Raw genomic sequence first — 16,453 nt, forward strand, 5'->3', positions numbered from 1 at the left:
GAACCGCCGTATACGGAACCGTACGTACGGTGGTGTGAGAGGGATAAATGGAGGTTAATCGCCTCCCCCTATCTCAATTGAAACTGACAAAATCCTTTCAAAAATTACCTATTCAAATATCTTCTGAAAGTGGTATCCTTAAACTTAAATAGCCTGATTTTGGCAGATGAAATTTTATTAATACCTCGAATTGTTAACTTCACTTTTTCATCATTTACGGAAGATCATTCCTTACTTTTTAAAACCAATAATTTAAAAATCGGAGGTGGAAATCATGCTCATTGAAACCTTAGAACACGCAGAGGTTTGTTCGGTTATATTCATTAGAGACTATATCCAATTTTATTTTGAAGGGGAAGAAAACAACGGGACATTAACCACATATTCACTGCCGGTCGCCATTGCAAATGGTACATATTTTAATATTGACACCCCTGGATACCGGGATGCATTGTGCGCGTTTATTAACCTTCAAGTGAGAAGGTTTGAGATTTTGAAAGGGGACAAAATAACTATTACACTTGAAAATGAAGACAGGATAGAGGTTTCCTTGAAAAAGGAAGACAGTAATGGCTTTGAGGCAGCCATGCTAAGAATTGAAAATCAAATTGCGGTTTGGTGAATGAAAGCAGAGGGATGGGAATTCCTCTGCTTCATTTATATCTTTAAAGATTTAATAATCAATCTGGCGCAAATACAATAGGTATTCATTTTCATTGATTTTTTTCATTTTATACTTGCGCATTTGGCTTTCAATTTGTTTCTCAACATCATCTTTATTGCTAAATAAGTTAGAAAATTGATAGATCGCTTCTGCAAAAATCGTGATCATCCCGGCGGAACCCAGTTCAAAACCCAGTGTGTACATCTAAAGTTGTAGGAAATTTCAGTCCTTTCGTTCAATACGGATTTACTTGGATTAATTAAAATAAATATATCAAAAGGGTCAAAGGGGAGAATAAAAATGCATTTACGGATGGAACTTTTCACAAATGAGCTAGAAAAAACAGTACAATTTTATCAAGAAATCATTGGGCTTAAATTAAACAGGATGAATGATACATATGCTGCTCTAAGTAATGATACAGTTCAGATTGGGATTGGGCCGTTCGATTTTTTGCCTGATACCCACCCCCTGAAAGCGAGGGACTTGGAGCGGTTAGGGATCGGTGTCGAAATCGTAATTGAGGTTCCCGATATTGAGAAAAAGTATAATGAAATAGTAGAGTCGGGCTATCCGGTTGAAGCGCCTTTATCTGAACAGGCTTGGGGATCGAAAGACTTTAGAGTGCTCGATCCAAACGGGTATTATATTCGCATTACTCAGGCTTAAATCGAGTATATTTATAAAATGAAAGTATTAGGCTTATAAAGGAAACTCACCAAGATAGGTGAGTTTTCTTTATATCCTGTAAAATGTCATCGTGTGTTCTAAAATCCGTTCCGCAACTTCTGTTTCTGGCAAGTTTTTTATTTTTGCAATCGCAAGGATTGATTCTTTCATCATTTTCGGATGAGTCATACTTCCGGAAAAAGGACCCTCAAATGGCCATGGGCCGTCTGTTTCTACCATCATTAACTCCAATGGGTAAGCCTCGACCAGCCTTTGAATTTTTTCTTTATAGACAATTTCTGGTGTAACGGAAATAGAATAACCATTTCTGATCATCCTCTCCATCGTTTTGTTATCGCCTTTAAACCAGTGGAAATGGGCATTTTTGATTGAATGCCTTTCCAAAAGATCACAAGCAATCGGGGCATCATCATAAACGGCATGCAGGACAATGGATTTGTCCCATTGCCTTGCCAATTTTATAAACATTTCAAGAAGGTCAATATATTGACTGTATTGGGCTTTGGATACCTTTTGGTCCATTCTCATATAGTAGGGCAAACCTACTTCCCCTACAGCAATCATTTCAGTTCGATATTTGGTGATCCATTCTAGCAGCTTGTTTAGCTCGATTTCAGTTGGCAGGCTTTGCTCCGGGTGAAACCCGAATGCAGGCTTTACCCTTTGATATTTACGGGATAATTCCAGATTTCGTCTACAAGATTGATGGTCGGTGGAAACCGAGAGCAATGCCTCAAGCCAGTCCACTTCAGCCAAAATATCTGTGATTTCCAGATCTTTATATTTGTCTAAATGAATATGGGAATCAATCATTTTCATCTTTTCTCACTCCCTAACGATATTCTACTCTAATTGGGAATCCGAAGTCAGGCAATTCTGGACGTAAAAATTAATGAAAGACGAAATTAAGCGGCCAGAGTTTGAAAATGTCTTTCAACAGGCTGAGGAGGACAAAAACCAGTGGTCGGAGTGTAAAATTGTATTTCATAGTGCTGATGAAGGACAAAACTGAGTAGCCACGATCAGAAATTGTCTTTCATAATGCCGATGAAGGACAAACCCAGGTGATCGAGCCCCAAAAATGTCCATCACCAATCTTTTTGGAAAAAAATTATCATTTTCCACTTGCAAACAATATCAAATTTGAATATTATCTAATTAGATAACCATTAAAGTAGGTGAATTCCAAACATGCAATTAAACAAAATGGTTGAATTTCATAAAGCGCTTGGCGATCTGAACCGTATTCGCATTATCGGTCTCTTGAAGCAAGGTCCGCTGCACGGTCAGGCAATTGCCGGGAAACTGGGACTGAAGCCGCCAACGATTACCCACCATATCGCTAAACTAAGAGAAGTGGGACTTATTAAAGAACGGCGCGATAAAAACACCATCTATTTTTCGCTTAACACAAAAGCGTTAGAGATGGGTGCAAAGTCAATTTTAAACATAGGAAGTGGGGGAGGAGAAGAGATGGAAATGGCTGTGACAGCAGAGGAACGGGAGTCCATCATTAAAAACTTCTTCACAAAAGAAGGGAAACTGAAAAACTATCCGGCGCAAAGAAAGAAAAAGCTGGTTGTGCTTGAGCATATGCTCAAAGGACTTGAACTAGGAAGAGTTTATTCTGAAAAAGAGATTAATGAATATTTAAAGCAGTTTCACGAGGACTATGCGACATTGCGCCGCGAATTGATCATGTGCCAATTTATGTACCGGGAAAATAACCAATACGAACTAAACCCGGTCGAGCTGTGGTGGTTTAAATAAAGTGAAACTTCATCAGTGGGGGTTTTTTCCATCCCCCACTGATTGTTCGTTCATTATTTCGGACATTTACGAGCAGTTGTCCCCACCAATACTTCTTCGATTTGTCTAAGTATTGAGGTGGGGGTCTTACTGCCCGTTAATGTGGGATAAATTTTTTTACAAAACTAATTAGATAAGCATTAAATTAGATGAATGCGAAAGTAGGTAGAAGGGATGAGCATTTCTTTTATAAAACAGGAAAAAAATTACCGACGATTATTTCTCGCCGGAGTCGTAAACGGGGTTGGGGATCGTTTTAGTTCGGTTGCCGTCCTGGCAATGCTGTTGCAATTAACCGGTTCGGGGCTTGCGGTTGGGGTGACACTGGCGCTTCGGCTGCTGCCGTTTGTCATTTTTGCGCCGATTGGTGGGAGACTGGCAGATCGCTTTTCGAAAAAAACAATTATGGTCGCTACCGACCTCGTCCGAATCTTATTTGCCTTATCCTTTTTATTCGTCCATAGCAACGACGATCTCTGGATTGTCTACGTGAGCACGTTTATGCTGGCTGCAGGGGAGGCCATCTATGGGCCAGTCCGAAAATCGGCGATTCCGCAGTTAGTAAATAAAGAACATCTATTAAAAGTGAATAGTCTGGAACAGGTGTTAATTGGAATTGTGTTAATCGTAGGGGCTTTTTCTGGTGGTATCGTGGCTTACCTGTTCGGGGCAGGATGGACATTTTGGATCAATGCGGTATCGTTTTTGGGGGCTGCTGGGATTATTTCGACGATTACGTTCCCGCAAAAACAAGCATCTCAAAAAGAAGCAATAGACATCCATAAAGAAAAGCTGTTATCTACCTTTAAGAAGGTCATCTTGATGTCTATTCCGGTGCAAATTCTCCTGTTTTGCTCGATTGTGGCATCTTCCTTGAACGGTATTGATAATGTTCTTATCAGTGTCTATGCCGTGAAGGAGTATAACTTGGGGGACGTTGGAGTCGGGCTGTTTTATGGAGCACTGGGGATTGGCTTGGCGCTAAGCTTTGTTGTCGTGAATCGACTGCGAAAAAATATCCTTGGAATCGGACTGGTTTGCCTCCTGCTTGAGGGCACCTTCCACGTGGTCATTAGCCAAACTGGGCTCGTGACAGCAGCATTTTTCCTTTTTTGCGGAGCCGCCCTTATGTCTGGGATAGGCAATGCCTGTTTTGACACTGTTTTGATGAAGGAAATCCCTGAGGAACACCAAGGAACCATGTTTGGTTTATTGGAAGCGGTCACTAACCCGTTATTGGGTGTTTCCATGCTCTTATCAGGGCTCGCGCTTGATTATCTCACACCACGCTCTCTCGGATTACTTGGTGGAATTGGCTATATGCTCATTGCCATCTTTCTGATAGCCATCCAATCAACCCGACGAATTCGGGAAAAGGAAACAGCTTAAAGCATATGCCGGTTCTCTGGTTCAGATTAAAATAAGGCAGGGACGTCGCCTGCCTTGTTTTACTAAAGGAGCCTAGTAAGGATATGGGGAATTGTAAGGATATTGTGCCGGATATGGGGAAGGATACGGTGCAGGATACGGCGCAGAAACTGGGTAAAGCCCCGGCGCTGCTGCTCCAAGGGCCAATCCCGTCAGCGCTCCTGCTGCAAACCCTAACCCTGGGAATCCGCCACCATGAATATTTCCAAATCCACCATGCTGATGCCCGTGTCCACCATGCTGATTTCCATGCCCGCCATGATGCTGACCATGTCCGCCATGATGGTGTCCATGACCACCGCCATGATGGTGAGTTCTTGGATTATAGTTTGTAAAATTCATCAAGTTTTCACCTCTTTTCATATTTGGGTTACCATAGCTTATGCCATTTGGGACGAAAAGGTTATTTTAGTAAAATGAACGCAAACATAAAAAACCCAATAAAAAAGACTATCTTCCTTATTGCTGCTACAAATGCATGCAATTATAAAGATAATCCTACAACAGATAGGAAGATTTATTTCGTATTATTAGGGAAGCTAATTTTAAAGGTTGTTAAATGATCCTTTGACACACAACTAATTTCACCGTTATTTTTTTCTACAATATTTTTACAGACGAACAAGCCGATTCCAGTTCCTAGTTTCTTAGTTGTAAAAAATGGTTCGAAAATAATTTTAACGGTTTCAGGGTATATGGTTGGGCCATTATTAGAAATGCAAATATGAGTTTGATGATTTTCAATCTTTGAATAGATTGTAATTTTTCTTGGGTTCTCTTCTTCGCAAACAGCGTCAATGGCATTCATTAACAAGTTTAGAAACACTTGTTTTAACTCAATGCGGTCGCCGTAAATTTTAATATCATCATCAATGCTTGAGGTGACTTGAATATTGCCATCGACAATGCTTGGATATAAGAAATCTAGGACTTCATCGATTAATAAATGGATGGTAATATCTTCATTGGTGCTTTCGGCCAGTATGTTCATTTTTGATGTATGAAGGAACTGAGTAATTCTGAACTTTAGCTGTTCCAGTTCTTTTGAAATGACATCCAAATAGGGCAGGTTAGGATAATCGTGGTTTAATAGTTTGATAAATCCCATGACAGATGTTAGCGGATTGCGAAACTCATGAACAAAGCTTGAGGACATTTGGCCAAGAATGGACAATCTGTCCTTATGGGTTTGGGAAATAAATAAATTCCTTTCTCGCAGTCTCTCATTGATGATCTCGGTATACTTGGTCACCGCATAATAGCAGAATATATCAAACTGGTTATTTATTATTTCAATGATTGGCTGCAACTCTTCCGCCGATAATCCGGAGAGGTTTATATATTTAATTATAATGCTTCTTCCCAAGTTCACATTATAAACAAATTCACCGATATTGACATTGGCATCGGCCCGCTCCTGGGCCACTTTGTGTGCCAGTAATTTAACTTCGTATTCCGAAAACTCCTCCGAAATGGAATTGGTAATAATTTGGTACATTAAGAAACCATTGCGGCGTATCAGTTCTTTATTATCTTTTTCATAGTGTACGATGATTTGCTCTTCCCAAAAATCTAAAAATCTATCTTGATTCTCCTTGAGATACCGGCCTATTTTTTCATTTCCTATATCTACGTTTATTTCCATCAACAAGCCTACTTTCCGCTTTTATAAAGAGAATATAACATAAAGTTTTCAAAATATATATAAAAAATTGGGAATAGGGGATCGTTCTATACTTCGGTGTAAGTACCATTATAAAAAACGTGTTTAACTTGTAAAATAGTAATGGTAAATTAGAGGGAAATCAGCAGCGTATGTAGAATTCATAGTTATGGAAAAGTATTTTTTTAGCTTTGAAGATTTATAGTGCACTTTCTAAATGAAAGCGCATACAATAATGATGATTGGAGGCGATCGCATGATTTATATTTATGGTGACGATTACATCAAATATTTAAACGATGACAGTGCCGGCCAGTTAACGTATGATCAATGGAAAAGTAAAAAAAACAAATCAGTGTCCACAAAGACCAGTTCAAGCGGAACCTTCCATGCTTCCAATTACACGCATGGGTACCATTCTCCGGGGGTTATAAATAAAAAGTATCGTCAATCATAAGGTCTATCAAGTGCCAGTCACCATCCAGTTAATGGGGGTGACTGGCTTTTTCTTATTTCATTATAATGGCACAGCTACTTTCGGTATAATAAGAGTAAATAATCCAACTAGGAAAGATGAGGTAAGTGAGATGATTGTCATTGAAAATGGTTTACTAAAGGTAGAGATTAGCCAGAATGGAGCAGAAGTACGAAAAGTACTACATAAGCCAAACGGACTGGACTATATGTGGACGGGGGATTCAGCCTATTGGGGCCGCGTCTCACCAGTGCTTTTTCCGATTGTTGGGCGATTGAAGGAAAATCGCTATCAACTCGACGGAAAGACTTACGAAATGTCCCAACATGGCTTTTTGCGAGATGTTGAATTTAAAGTAGGGGAGCAAACCGCTACTGAGGTTTCATTTGTATTTGAGTCGGGAGGCCGCTTTCCCCATCTATATCCTTACGAATTTATCGCGACTATTCGGTATCTCCTTAACGAGGATTCGCTCATTGTGCAGTGGGAAATCGGTAATGAAAACGAGGAAGAGATGTACTTTTCAATTGGCGGCCATCCGGCATTTAAGATTCCACTTTTGGAAAATGAAGCAATCGAGGACTACAGCCTGCACCTTACTCCTGCTGCAAACAAGGATGTAATCGAATATGAAATAAAGGAATCACTGATTCATGAGAAAGGACCTGCCAATGGTCTTTCAAATATTCGACTCACTGATTCGCTGTTTGTTAATGATGCTCTTGTTTACAGTAACATCGATCAAATTACGATGGAATCCGAAAAGACAGGACATGGAGTAGAGGTACTATTCGAAGGGTTTCCGTTTGTGGGAATCTGGTCGAAATACACAGACGGGAAAATCGCTCCGTTTGTTTGTATTGAGCCGTGGTACGGGATTGCTGATACATATGACACAACCGGGGACCTGAAGGAGAAATTAGGAATTAATAAACTTAACCCTGGTGAAACTTTCCAAACTAAATATAAAATAAAGTTTAAATGAAGCAGGATACAATCAAGAGTCTCAAAAAAGTGCCGGGCCAAACGTTTGCCGGCACTTTTTTGAACCATAACCCTATAATTTCCCTATCTCTTCCTGATAGAGTTCATGCAATTTGAGGTTATTTTGACGGTTAACAATCAAGCCGGTCTTCGGGGTTAGAAGAGTAGGGGGGAATTGAAACAAAGCTTCTAGGTTCGTCTCAATGGCTTGATGCGGCACGGAGATGACCGGCAGTTTTTTCGTGATCCGTTCACGGCTGGCCAAATGAAAGCCCCAAACCCCAAAGGAGGGTACCACCGAATAATAGGGCTTCGTATGGAAACCCGCTGCCTTCCAGGTTTTGGCGATACTCCAATAGACTTTTGCGGTGTCCTTCGGGGAAATGGCCTGGCAGGCAATGATCCCTCCAGAAGTTAAATGCTTGCCAATTTGGCCAAATAATTCTTTTGTGTACAATTGGCTTGTTTCCAAATCCACCGGGTCCGGAAAATCGATAATGATGACACCATACCCCTCGATCGAACGGTTTACGTACTCCTTCGCATCCATTGCATGGACTGTTACCCTTTTATCCTTAAATGAGCCCGCATTGACAGCAACAAGCGCCGGTTCATGTTTCGCGAGGCTAATAACCTTTTGATCAATATCCACCAGATCCACATGGCTAACATCCTGATATTTGATGACTTCCCGAAGCGCAAGCCCGTCTCCGCCGCCTAAAATCAACACCCGGTCCCTTGATTTTGCCAGTTCCATTGCCGGTAACACAAGCGGTTCGTGGTAATGCCGTTCATCCAGCGACGAAAACTGGAATTCTTCATTCAGATATAGTCTAACGTCTTTTGCTTCGACGAGAAAAATGTCATGGAACTGGCTCTGCCCCTGGTACAGAATTCGATGCCTGCCATTTTTGATTTCTTTTAAAATTTTCATATCCCAATCATTTCCCCACGGCCTTCTTGCCCAATTATCCATTTCTGTTTCAGGTTGGTTCCGCACGTCAGTGCCACGGTTGATTTCAGCAAGTCTGACCTGTTTTGCTTCCAGTTTGCCAAGGAATTTTTTTAAGGGAGGCAAGGCGTCCTGCGGGGCGCACGTATAAAAATCTAAAGCGGCATACCCGTGTTCCGGCCAGGTGTGAATGGAAAAATGGGAAGTGGCGATGGCGATGATTCCAGTTACCCCTTGAGGTGAAAAGGAGTGGAAGTAAGCCACCAGGATTTCCAACTGCAGCTCTCTTAGAGCCTCCAGCATTAAATTCTTCAGAACATCGGCGTTATTTAGTAAATCCGCGTTACAATCATACGCATCCACAATCAAATGCTGTCCTCTTATATCCATATCCTTCATCCCTTCAAAAAGGTTTGGAAGCCCCCATACCTGAATATCATAACTAAGTTATGATATGAATTTACGCCTAGTGCAAGAAGCCCCCAGAAAGTTTTTTATTGAAAAACTGGAAAAAAATACTTTACACACTAACGAACGTTAGTATATAGTATTTACAGAGGCTAACGAACGTTAGTGTTAACCGGTGAAAAGGGGATTAGGGATGACGCAGTCGAAGATTTGGTTTGTATTAATGATGAGAACGGTATTTTTTCTGGTGTTTGGTTTGGTCATGATTGCAGTATTTAATGGTTTCGGGGCGGGGGATGCGATGAAAGAAGCGGAGAAATGGTGGCCTGTTCAGGCAATTTTGGCCAATATTGCAAGTTTTCTAGTTTTAAAGACTTTGTTAAAAAAAGAAGGCCAATCCTATAATTCTATTTTGCAATTTAAAAAAGGAAAAACAGGCAAAGATATCGGCAAAGGCTTGCTCTATTTATTGATTAGCTTTCCTTTTGCGGCGTTAGGACTATACGGGGGTTCCTATTTACTGTTGGGAGATATCCAGCCTCCAACCAATATGATGCAGGCCATTCCTGTCTGGGCAGCCATCATTGCGCTTATTGTTTTCCCGCTAACCAATGCATTGGTCGAACTTCCGACATATTTTGGCTATGCTTTTCCTAGGGTTGAAAAGAAATGGAGATTGGCATTAGCTTTAGTCCTCCCGGCACTGTTCCTGTCGATTCAGCATGGACCGCTGCCGATTGTGTTAGGAGGGTCCTATATCGCTTGGCGTTTGCTGGCGTTCCTGCCGCTGGCCTTCGTGGTCGGGATTATCTTTCATCGGACCAGAAACATTACACCCCTGATCATCACACATTTTATTATGGATTTCCAAATGGTCATGTTTGTGCTGTTGGCTTCGTTGGGGATGCCGATCGCGTAAGCAGGAGCCATGGGGACGATTCTCGTGGCTCAAAGGTAAGTGCCAAGCATTCATCCAGCGCTTGGCACTTTTTTTAATACAAAACCTCTGAAGCGATAAGTCGATATGATTCTACCCGGTCTTCGGGAGAGTGGGTAATCGTCACAATCATCACTTCATCGGCTTGATAGTTTGATTGAATCTCCATTAGTTTATTTCGCACTTCCTGAGGATGACCTATAATCATATTCTGTTTCATTTTTTCCATTTTTTCAGTTTCTTTTTCGGTAAAGTTGTAACGCTTTGCTTCTTCAATCGAAGGAACAAACGACCCTTCACCTTTCTCTTTTTGCAGAGCCCAAATCAAGCTGCTTAATGCGATATCCTCCGCTTTTTCCGTTGTTTCCGCACAAATGGCGGAGACAGTCAGCAAAACATATGGTTCTTGCCCTTGTTTGCCGGGTTGAAAACCGTCCAGATATTGTTGGATAATGGCTGCACCGTCCTGGTCGCTCATGAACTGACCAAATGCATATGGCAACCCATTTTCTGCCGCAAGCAACGCACTTTTCTTGCTCGTGCCAAGCAGCCAAGGCATCGGCGCCGTATCAGGGATTGGTGCAGCCTTCACTTTCGCAAACTCGTGCCCCTCAGGAAAATCCTCGTTAAAAAAATGAAGCAATTCTTTTACCAAGTCCGACATTTTGAAAACCTGCTTTAAAAAGTGATCCGATAACGCATTGGTTGCCTCGGCGGACCCACCTGGGGCTCGTCCGATTCCAATATCGATACGCCCCGGAAACAAGGTAGCCAGCATATTGTAGACTTCGGCCACCTTATAAGGCTTGTAATGCGGCAATAAAACAGCCCCGGAGCCAATGCGGATCTGTTTTGTTTGTGCGCCGATAAAACCGAGCATCACTTCAGGAGCAGGGCAGGCCAAACCAGGTAAATCATGATGCTCGGCAATCCAATACCTCGTATACCCCAGTACTTCTCCCGCTTGCGCCAATTTCATTGATTCATATAACGCCTCTTTGGCGGATTGTCCGGAAGAGATGGGGGATTGGTCCAATATGCTTAATTTCACCGCTAGACGCCTTCTTTCTTACTCTCAACCAAGGATAATGTAAATTCTCCAACTTGCCCTTTTTCATAAAGATTGGCTATGGACGTGGAATACTGCTCAATACTTCCTCTAAACGACAGACCTGTTGCTGGTACTGCTACATCGAAGGTTCCTTCGTAAAGCAGCGTGGTAATCTCATGATAATCTTCACTCGTGACTTTAAAAGTAATCCAAACTTTATGCTTGCCGTTCACCGACTCTTCTTTGTAATCATTCACGTGGATTAACGTCCGATTTAAACTGATTTCTTTTACCAAATAATCGTCCCCTTTTATTTGTTATTGACAGAATAGCATTTGAGTAAATGTGGAGCAAATGAACGGTTTACAGCTGGAGTTCATAATTCATACTGGGCTGGAAAATCATCGGCGACGCGCTCTATGAAGCTTTCATAAAACACATAGATCCGAAAATCGACCTGCGATGTGTTCTATGACTTTTACATATGACGCTAGACTCTTAAAAAGTGAAAGACAGAAAGCTACTGGTTAACTGGCCATGGTTTACATATTCCATAATTGGTTTTACAATAAAAGTAAGAATATTAAAAAAACTAGACGTTAGGTGATTACACTTACTTTTTAGTAGGGAGTAGAATAATGATTGCTCTTTTTAAAATGAACGATTTATATGAAGACGAAATAAAAGATTTTTTAAAAAACATGGGGTACACATCAGCTAGTTTTTATTCCATCAATTCCATCCTCGACCAGATCATGAACCCCATGGTCATAATCACGCCTGCCATTTTTCAAAAAGAGCTGGCTGGTCTTTCGTTTCCGATTATCCCGATTCCCGTCACAATAGCCGATATTCAAAAGTCAATCAAGACCATGTTTGATACACCGAACGATACAGAGTATGCCTTTCTGGCCTCAGCAGAAGAAATCGAGTGGCTAAGAAAAGAGCGGGGCGAACAAAGCGATGAAGACGGGATTCAACTCACATTTGTCACGGAAAAACAATCAACGGCATTAAATTCGATTGGGGTCTGTCTGGCGCCAATCTGGATGAAGGGCTTATTCTCCAGCCCGCATATGAAAAATTTGCATTTTATTAAGCCCTCTTTCGCATCATTGCACCCTTATTTGCAAATCGCAGTTTCCTTGGTGAACTTTACTGAGGAAATGGTTAAGGAACGATATCAGGTGGACGCCATCGTCAATTCCACCCACGACGGCGTGATTGCCGTCGACAGAATCGGAACTATTCGCCTAGTCAATGAACATGCCAAGACCATCCTCGGTGTGGAAGGGGAAATGAAGGGACGCAATATCACAGAGTTTATCCCGCAATCGGACATGTTGAGGGTGTTGGAAACCGGGAAGGTGGAAAGAGGGGATCTCGCTGCTGTTGGCGGGCGGCAAATCGTCATCAACCGTACACCTGTTATCGTCAAAGGAAAAATTGTCGGCGCGGTATCCAATTTTAAGGAAATCACCGATATTCAAAAAGTGGAGCTGCAATTGCGAAAAAAGCTACATCAAACCGGTCTGGAAGCAAAATACCGCTTAAACGATATAGTCGGGGAAACTTCAGAAATTATGGAAGTAAAAGAATTAGCAGTCAAATTTGCCGAAACAGAGTCGACGGTGTTAATTACGGGCGAGTCCGGGACAGGAAAGGAATTATTTGCGCAAGGAATCCACGCCGCAAGTCATCGCTCACTTGGCCCGTTTGTTGCTGTAAACTGTGCGGTCCTGCCGGAAAATCTTCTTGAAAGCGAAATGTTTGGCTATGAGAAAGGTACCTTTACTGGCGCATTAAAAGAGGGAAAGCCGGGGCTTTTTGAACTGGCCCACGGGGGAACGCTGTTTTTGGATGAAATCGGCGAGATTCCGCTACGTATTCAAGCCCTATTATTGCGGGTCCTTCAGGAGCGAACGATCAGGCGAGTTGGCGGTGAGCGTATCATCCCTGTCGATGTTCGCATCATTACCGCCACGAACAGGAATTTGGAGGAAGAGGTGGAAAAGAAACAATTCCGCTCAGACCTCTTTTACCGTCTGAATATATTGGCCCTGGAATTGCCGGCCCTCCGCAAGCGTTCGGCGGACATTCCGATGCTAGTTGCCGCGTTTGTTAATGAATTTAATGAAAAAAGAAAAACGAAAATTATTCATGTTGAAAAGGAGTTAATCCAGTTATTCCAGAAATACGATTGGCCTGGGAATATTCGCGAATTAAGAAATACGATTGAACGGATGGCAGTGCTGGAGGAGACGGAGTGTTTAAGGCTGCAGGGCGCAAGATTTCTTTCTGAAAAAATTAGAAGGAAATCAGCAGATGGAGCGGCCGATAAACAAAGCATTAAAAGCAAAGAGAAGGAACTAATTATTTCGACGTTAGAAAAGTTCGGCCATAATAAAAAACTGGCGGCACAATCGCTTGGAATTGATCGGACGACGCTATGGAGGAAAATAAAAGAATACAATCTTTGATGTTGCAAAAACCAAAGCCGCGTTGCAAAATACAACATCCTATGTGCAGGCAGGGAAAACGAACCCTGCTTATCGTTTGAGAATCCAAACTTTTCCAAAATTTCATCCCTGGCACAGAACTTGCAACAATCATAAACAAGTTTAAAAGCCATGGGGTATTGGAGGAATAACATGAAATTAATGTATATCAATGGTGAATGGGCAGCATCAGTTTCCGGTGAAACTTTTTCCGTTTATAATCCGGCCAATCATGAGGTCATTGCCGAAGTTCCTCGCTGTGCAACAGAAGATGTCCACCTCGCAGTAACGGCAGCAAAAAATGCTTTTGAGTCTAGGGAATGGCAATCTTTAAAGCCAAGTATCAGGGGTAATGCTCTATATGAAGTAGCCCAAAAGATGCGTGAGCGATTTGAGGAATTGGCAATGGTCGAGACGCTCGACACGGGAAAGCCGCTGTCGCAGGCGAGAAGTGATGTCGAAAGCGGAGCCCGCTATTTCGAGTACTATGCTGGTATCGCCGATAAAATGTTTGGCGAAACCATCCCGGTGGCCCCGAATGTCATTGACTACACGGTCCGTGAACCAATGGGAGTATGTGCTCAAATCATCCCGTGGAATTATCCGCTACAGATTACGTCAAGGGGTGTGGCAGCGGCAATTGCGGTCGGCAATACCGTGGTCGTGAAGCCTGCTGAAGATACACCGCTGTCTGCCTTAAAGCTTGCCGGGATTTTTTCCGAGATTGATGTCTTAAAAAATGCGCTTCAGGTTGTTACCGGGTATGGAGCAGAGGCGGGAGCGGCACTCGTGAACCATCCGGATGTTAACCATATTACGTTTACCGGTTCAGTTGGGACGGGGTCAAGCGTGATGATGGCGGCGGCGAAAAATATTGTTCCGGTGACCCTCGAGCTTGGAGGGAAGTCGCCGCATATTGTGTTTCCCGACTGTGATATCGAAGAAACCGTTACTTGGGTCATGCGGTCGATTATTCAGAATGCCGGGCAAACCTGTTCTGCCGGATCGAGGCTGTTGGTCCATTCGGCCATAAAAGAGGAAATAGTGAGCAGGTTAGCCCAGAGATTGAAGAATCTAACAATCGGTCCGGGGGTGACGGACCCCGATCTAGGACCAATTATCTCAAATCGGCAATTTAACCGAATTTTGGCAATGGTGGAACGAGCCAAGGAGCAAGGTGCCAGGGTGATCACCGGCGGCAAAAGGGCTTTGGTGGAGGCAGCGGGTGAAGCGTATTATTTTGAACCGACCATTATTGACAACGTCTCACCATCGAGCGAAATTGCCCAGGAAGAAGTGTTTGGCCCTGTCCTGACGGTATTTGAATTCGGGACGGAAACGGAAGCGATTCAATTGGCGAATGGAACCGCTTATGGGCTAGTGACCGGTATTTGGACAAACGACATCTCCCGGGCGCATCGAATTGCAGCCAAGGTGAAAAGCGGCCAGGTGTTTATTAATGATTACGGCGCAGCGGGCGGCGTCGAGCTGCCGTTTGGCGGTTATAAAAAGAGCGGAATCGGTCGCGAAAAAGGCGTCGAAGCCCTGCAAAATTATACGCAATTAAAAAATATCGCCATCAAAATCAAGCCTGCTGAAGATTGATTTGGTGGATGTAAGCGGGTTTACTGTCGGAAACGGTGGGTTTACTGTCAGATACGGTGGGTTTACTGTCGGATAAGCAGAGCTCACTGGTAGATAAGCAGAGTTTACTGTCGGATGAGCTAGTTTTACCCTCACCTCAGCAAAATCAACCGCTTTTTTGAAAGCGAATTCAAAGCCGAATGAAAGGAGTGAAAAATGTGCAGCATTTTTCGATAGCGTTGATTCCCGGGGACGGCATTGGCCCGGAAGTCATGAATGAAGCGATGAAGGTGTTAAGAAAAGCGGAAGGAATTCACGGCGGGATCACGTTTTCCTGCGAGTCGTTTGACTGGGGTTGCGATTACTATCTGCAGCATGGCAAAATGATGCCCCACAATGGACTCGAGTTGTTGAAGGACTTTGATGTTATTCTGTTTGGTGCAGTCGGCGCAAAAACCGTTCCGGACCACATTTCGGTTTGGGAACTGATCCTGCCGATTCGCCGAAAATTTCAGCAGTATGTCAATTTGCGGCCAATTAAATTGCTGCGCGGCATCGAAAGCCCGTTACGATATAAAAACCATGATGACCTTGATTTCGTTGTCATCAGGGAAAATACCGAAGGCGAGTATTCCAATATGGGGGGACGCGTCCATGAGGGAACCCCTTATGAACTGGCCGTGCAGAATAATATTTTTACAAGATACGGTTCTGAAAGAATCTTAAACTATGCTTTTTCCTACGCCCAAAACAGGGCGAAGAAGAACCTGACCGTGGCAACGAAATCAAACGCCATCAACTTTACAATGCCGTTTTGGGATGAAATCGTGAAGGAGATCGGCGCGAGTTACCCGGAGGTCAACACGCAAATCTACCATATTGATGCCCTGGCCGCCTACTTTATTTCCCGCCCGGAAACGTTGGATGTGGTCGTCGGAAGCAACTTGTTTGGCGATATCCTCACCGATTTGGGCGCGGCCATTGTCGGCGGACTGGGACTCGCGCCATCCGGCAACATCAATCCGGAGCGAGTCTACCCGTCAATGTTCGAACCGATCCATGGCTCGGCACCCGACATTGCCGGAAAAGGGATTGCCAATCCGATTGCTTCCATCTGGAGTCTTAGCTTAATGATGGACCATCTTCAGCTTCCGGAAGTCGGGAAACTGATCCTTGATTCGATTGAAGGGGTATTGGTGGATGGGAAAATCAGAACCCCTGACCTTGGCGGCACGGCCAAAACAACAGATATGGGCGATGCCATCGTCACTAAAATGACGGAACTAAGCGTAAGCATGAATGTTTAATGG

At 43.1% G+C, this 16,453-nt stretch carries 17 protein-coding genes; 11 read left to right on the top strand and 6 right to left on the bottom strand.

From position 1 onward, the window contains the following. The first annotated feature begins 274 nt into the window (after nucleotides 1-274). Nucleotides 275-622 (top strand): hypothetical protein, encoded by a 348-nt coding sequence (locus tag AR334_RS23310; RefSeq protein ID WP_066319027.1) that lies wholly within the window; start codon nucleotides 275-277, stop codon nucleotides 620-622. 51 nt (nucleotides 623-673) lie between these two features. Here the strand turns inward: AR334_RS23310 and AR334_RS29675 are convergent, their stop codons facing one another. Continuing rightward, nucleotides 674-832, bottom strand: coding sequence for a hypothetical protein (locus tag AR334_RS29675; RefSeq protein ID WP_172799286.1), 159 nt, complete (start codon nucleotides 830-832; stop codon nucleotides 674-676). 132 nt (nucleotides 833-964) lie between these two features. On the opposite strand from AR334_RS29675, the gene AR334_RS23315 reads away from it, so the two are divergent. Continuing rightward, nucleotides 965-1,333, top strand: coding sequence for a glyoxalase/bleomycin resistance/extradiol dioxygenase family protein (locus AR334_RS23315; RefSeq protein WP_066319033.1), 369 nt, complete (start codon nucleotides 965-967; stop codon nucleotides 1,331-1,333). 69 nt (nucleotides 1,334-1,402) lie between these two features. Here the strand turns inward: AR334_RS23315 and AR334_RS23320 are convergent, their stop codons facing one another. Next, nucleotides 1,403-2,173: a TatD family hydrolase gene (locus tag AR334_RS23320; protein ID WP_066319038.1), complete on the bottom strand. Its 771-nt coding sequence runs from the start codon at nucleotides 2,171-2,173 to the stop codon at nucleotides 1,403-1,405. Between the two features lie 372 nt (nucleotides 2,174-2,545). Here AR334_RS23320 and AR334_RS23325 point away from each other — a divergent pair, with 372 nt between their 5' ends. The 3 genes from AR334_RS23325 (at nucleotide 2,546) to AR334_RS30790 (ending at nucleotide 4,926) form a co-directional block, all read left to right on the top strand. Further along, nucleotides 2,546-3,124, top strand: coding sequence for a metalloregulator ArsR/SmtB family transcription factor (locus AR334_RS23325; RefSeq protein WP_066319047.1), 579 nt, complete (start codon nucleotides 2,546-2,548; stop codon nucleotides 3,122-3,124). 213 nt (nucleotides 3,125-3,337) lie between these two features. After that, nucleotides 3,338-4,552: an MFS transporter gene (locus AR334_RS23330; RefSeq protein ID WP_066319055.1), complete on the top strand. Its 1,215-nt coding sequence runs from the start codon at nucleotides 3,338-3,340 to the stop codon at nucleotides 4,550-4,552. 83 nt (nucleotides 4,553-4,635) lie between these two features. Continuing rightward, a complete protein-coding gene (locus AR334_RS30790; protein ID WP_066319058.1) occupies nucleotides 4,636-4,926 on the top strand; it encodes a hypothetical protein in 291 nt (96 codons plus the stop codon). 182 nt (nucleotides 4,927-5,108) lie between these two features. On the opposite strand, the gene AR334_RS23340 is transcribed toward AR334_RS30790, so the two are convergent. Next, nucleotides 5,109-6,236, bottom strand: a complete 1,128-nt coding sequence (locus AR334_RS23340; protein ID WP_066319065.1) for a histidine kinase N-terminal domain-containing protein — start codon at nucleotides 6,234-6,236, stop codon at nucleotides 5,109-5,111. 274 nt (nucleotides 6,237-6,510) lie between these two features. Here AR334_RS23340 and AR334_RS23345 point away from each other — a divergent pair, with 274 nt between their 5' ends. Further along, complete coding sequence (locus tag AR334_RS23345) at nucleotides 6,511-6,711, top strand: hypothetical protein (protein ID WP_066319073.1); 201 nt, start codon at nucleotides 6,511-6,513, stop codon at nucleotides 6,709-6,711. 10 nt (nucleotides 6,712-6,721) lie between these two features. After that, nucleotides 6,722-7,714, top strand: coding sequence for an aldose 1-epimerase family protein (locus AR334_RS23350; RefSeq protein ID WP_253701351.1), 993 nt, complete (start codon nucleotides 6,722-6,724; stop codon nucleotides 7,712-7,714). Between the two features lie 72 nt (nucleotides 7,715-7,786). Here AR334_RS23350 and speD read toward each other — a convergent pair whose 3' ends face one another. Beyond that, the gene (gene speD, locus AR334_RS23355; protein ID WP_172799287.1) at nucleotides 7,787-9,055 is read right to left on the bottom strand and encodes an adenosylmethionine decarboxylase; all 1,269 of its coding nucleotides are present in this window, start codon (nucleotides 9,053-9,055) and stop codon (nucleotides 7,787-7,789) included. 211 nt (nucleotides 9,056-9,266) lie between these two features. Here speD and AR334_RS23360 point away from each other — a divergent pair, with 211 nt between their 5' ends. Further along, complete coding sequence (locus tag AR334_RS23360; protein ID WP_066319090.1) at nucleotides 9,267-9,992, top strand: CPBP family glutamic-type intramembrane protease; 726 nt, start codon at nucleotides 9,267-9,269, stop codon at nucleotides 9,990-9,992. Between the two features lie 73 nt (nucleotides 9,993-10,065). Here AR334_RS23360 and AR334_RS23365 read toward each other — a convergent pair whose 3' ends face one another. Next, entirely contained in the window at nucleotides 10,066-11,061 is a 996-nt protein-coding gene (locus AR334_RS23365; RefSeq protein ID WP_066319093.1) for an LLM class flavin-dependent oxidoreductase, read from the bottom strand. A gap of 2 nt (nucleotides 11,062-11,063) precedes the next feature. Beyond that, nucleotides 11,064-11,357: a DUF3219 family protein gene (locus tag AR334_RS23370; RefSeq protein ID WP_066319096.1), complete on the bottom strand. Its 294-nt coding sequence runs from the start codon at nucleotides 11,355-11,357 to the stop codon at nucleotides 11,064-11,066. Nucleotides 11,358-11,699: 342 nt separating this feature from the next. Between AR334_RS23370 and AR334_RS23375 the strand changes: the two genes are divergently transcribed. The 3 genes from AR334_RS23375 (at nucleotide 11,700) to AR334_RS23385 (ending at nucleotide 16,450) form a co-directional block, all read left to right on the top strand. Beyond that, nucleotides 11,700-13,541 (top strand): sigma-54-dependent Fis family transcriptional regulator, encoded by a 1,842-nt coding sequence (locus AR334_RS23375; protein WP_253701352.1) that lies wholly within the window; start codon nucleotides 11,700-11,702, stop codon nucleotides 13,539-13,541. A gap of 171 nt (nucleotides 13,542-13,712) precedes the next feature. After that, nucleotides 13,713-15,164, top strand: a complete 1,452-nt coding sequence (locus AR334_RS23380) for an aldehyde dehydrogenase family protein (protein ID WP_066319098.1) — start codon at nucleotides 13,713-13,715, stop codon at nucleotides 15,162-15,164. Between the two features lie 197 nt (nucleotides 15,165-15,361). Continuing rightward, nucleotides 15,362-16,450, top strand: coding sequence for a tartrate dehydrogenase (locus AR334_RS23385; protein WP_066319100.1), 1,089 nt, complete (start codon nucleotides 15,362-15,364; stop codon nucleotides 16,448-16,450). Nucleotides 16,451-16,453 lie beyond the last annotated feature (3 nt).

It is taken from the genome of Bacillus sp. FJAT-29814 (assembly GCF_001510715.1).
Classification (GTDB): domain Bacteria; phylum Bacillota; class Bacilli; order Bacillales; family Cytobacillaceae; genus Neobacillus.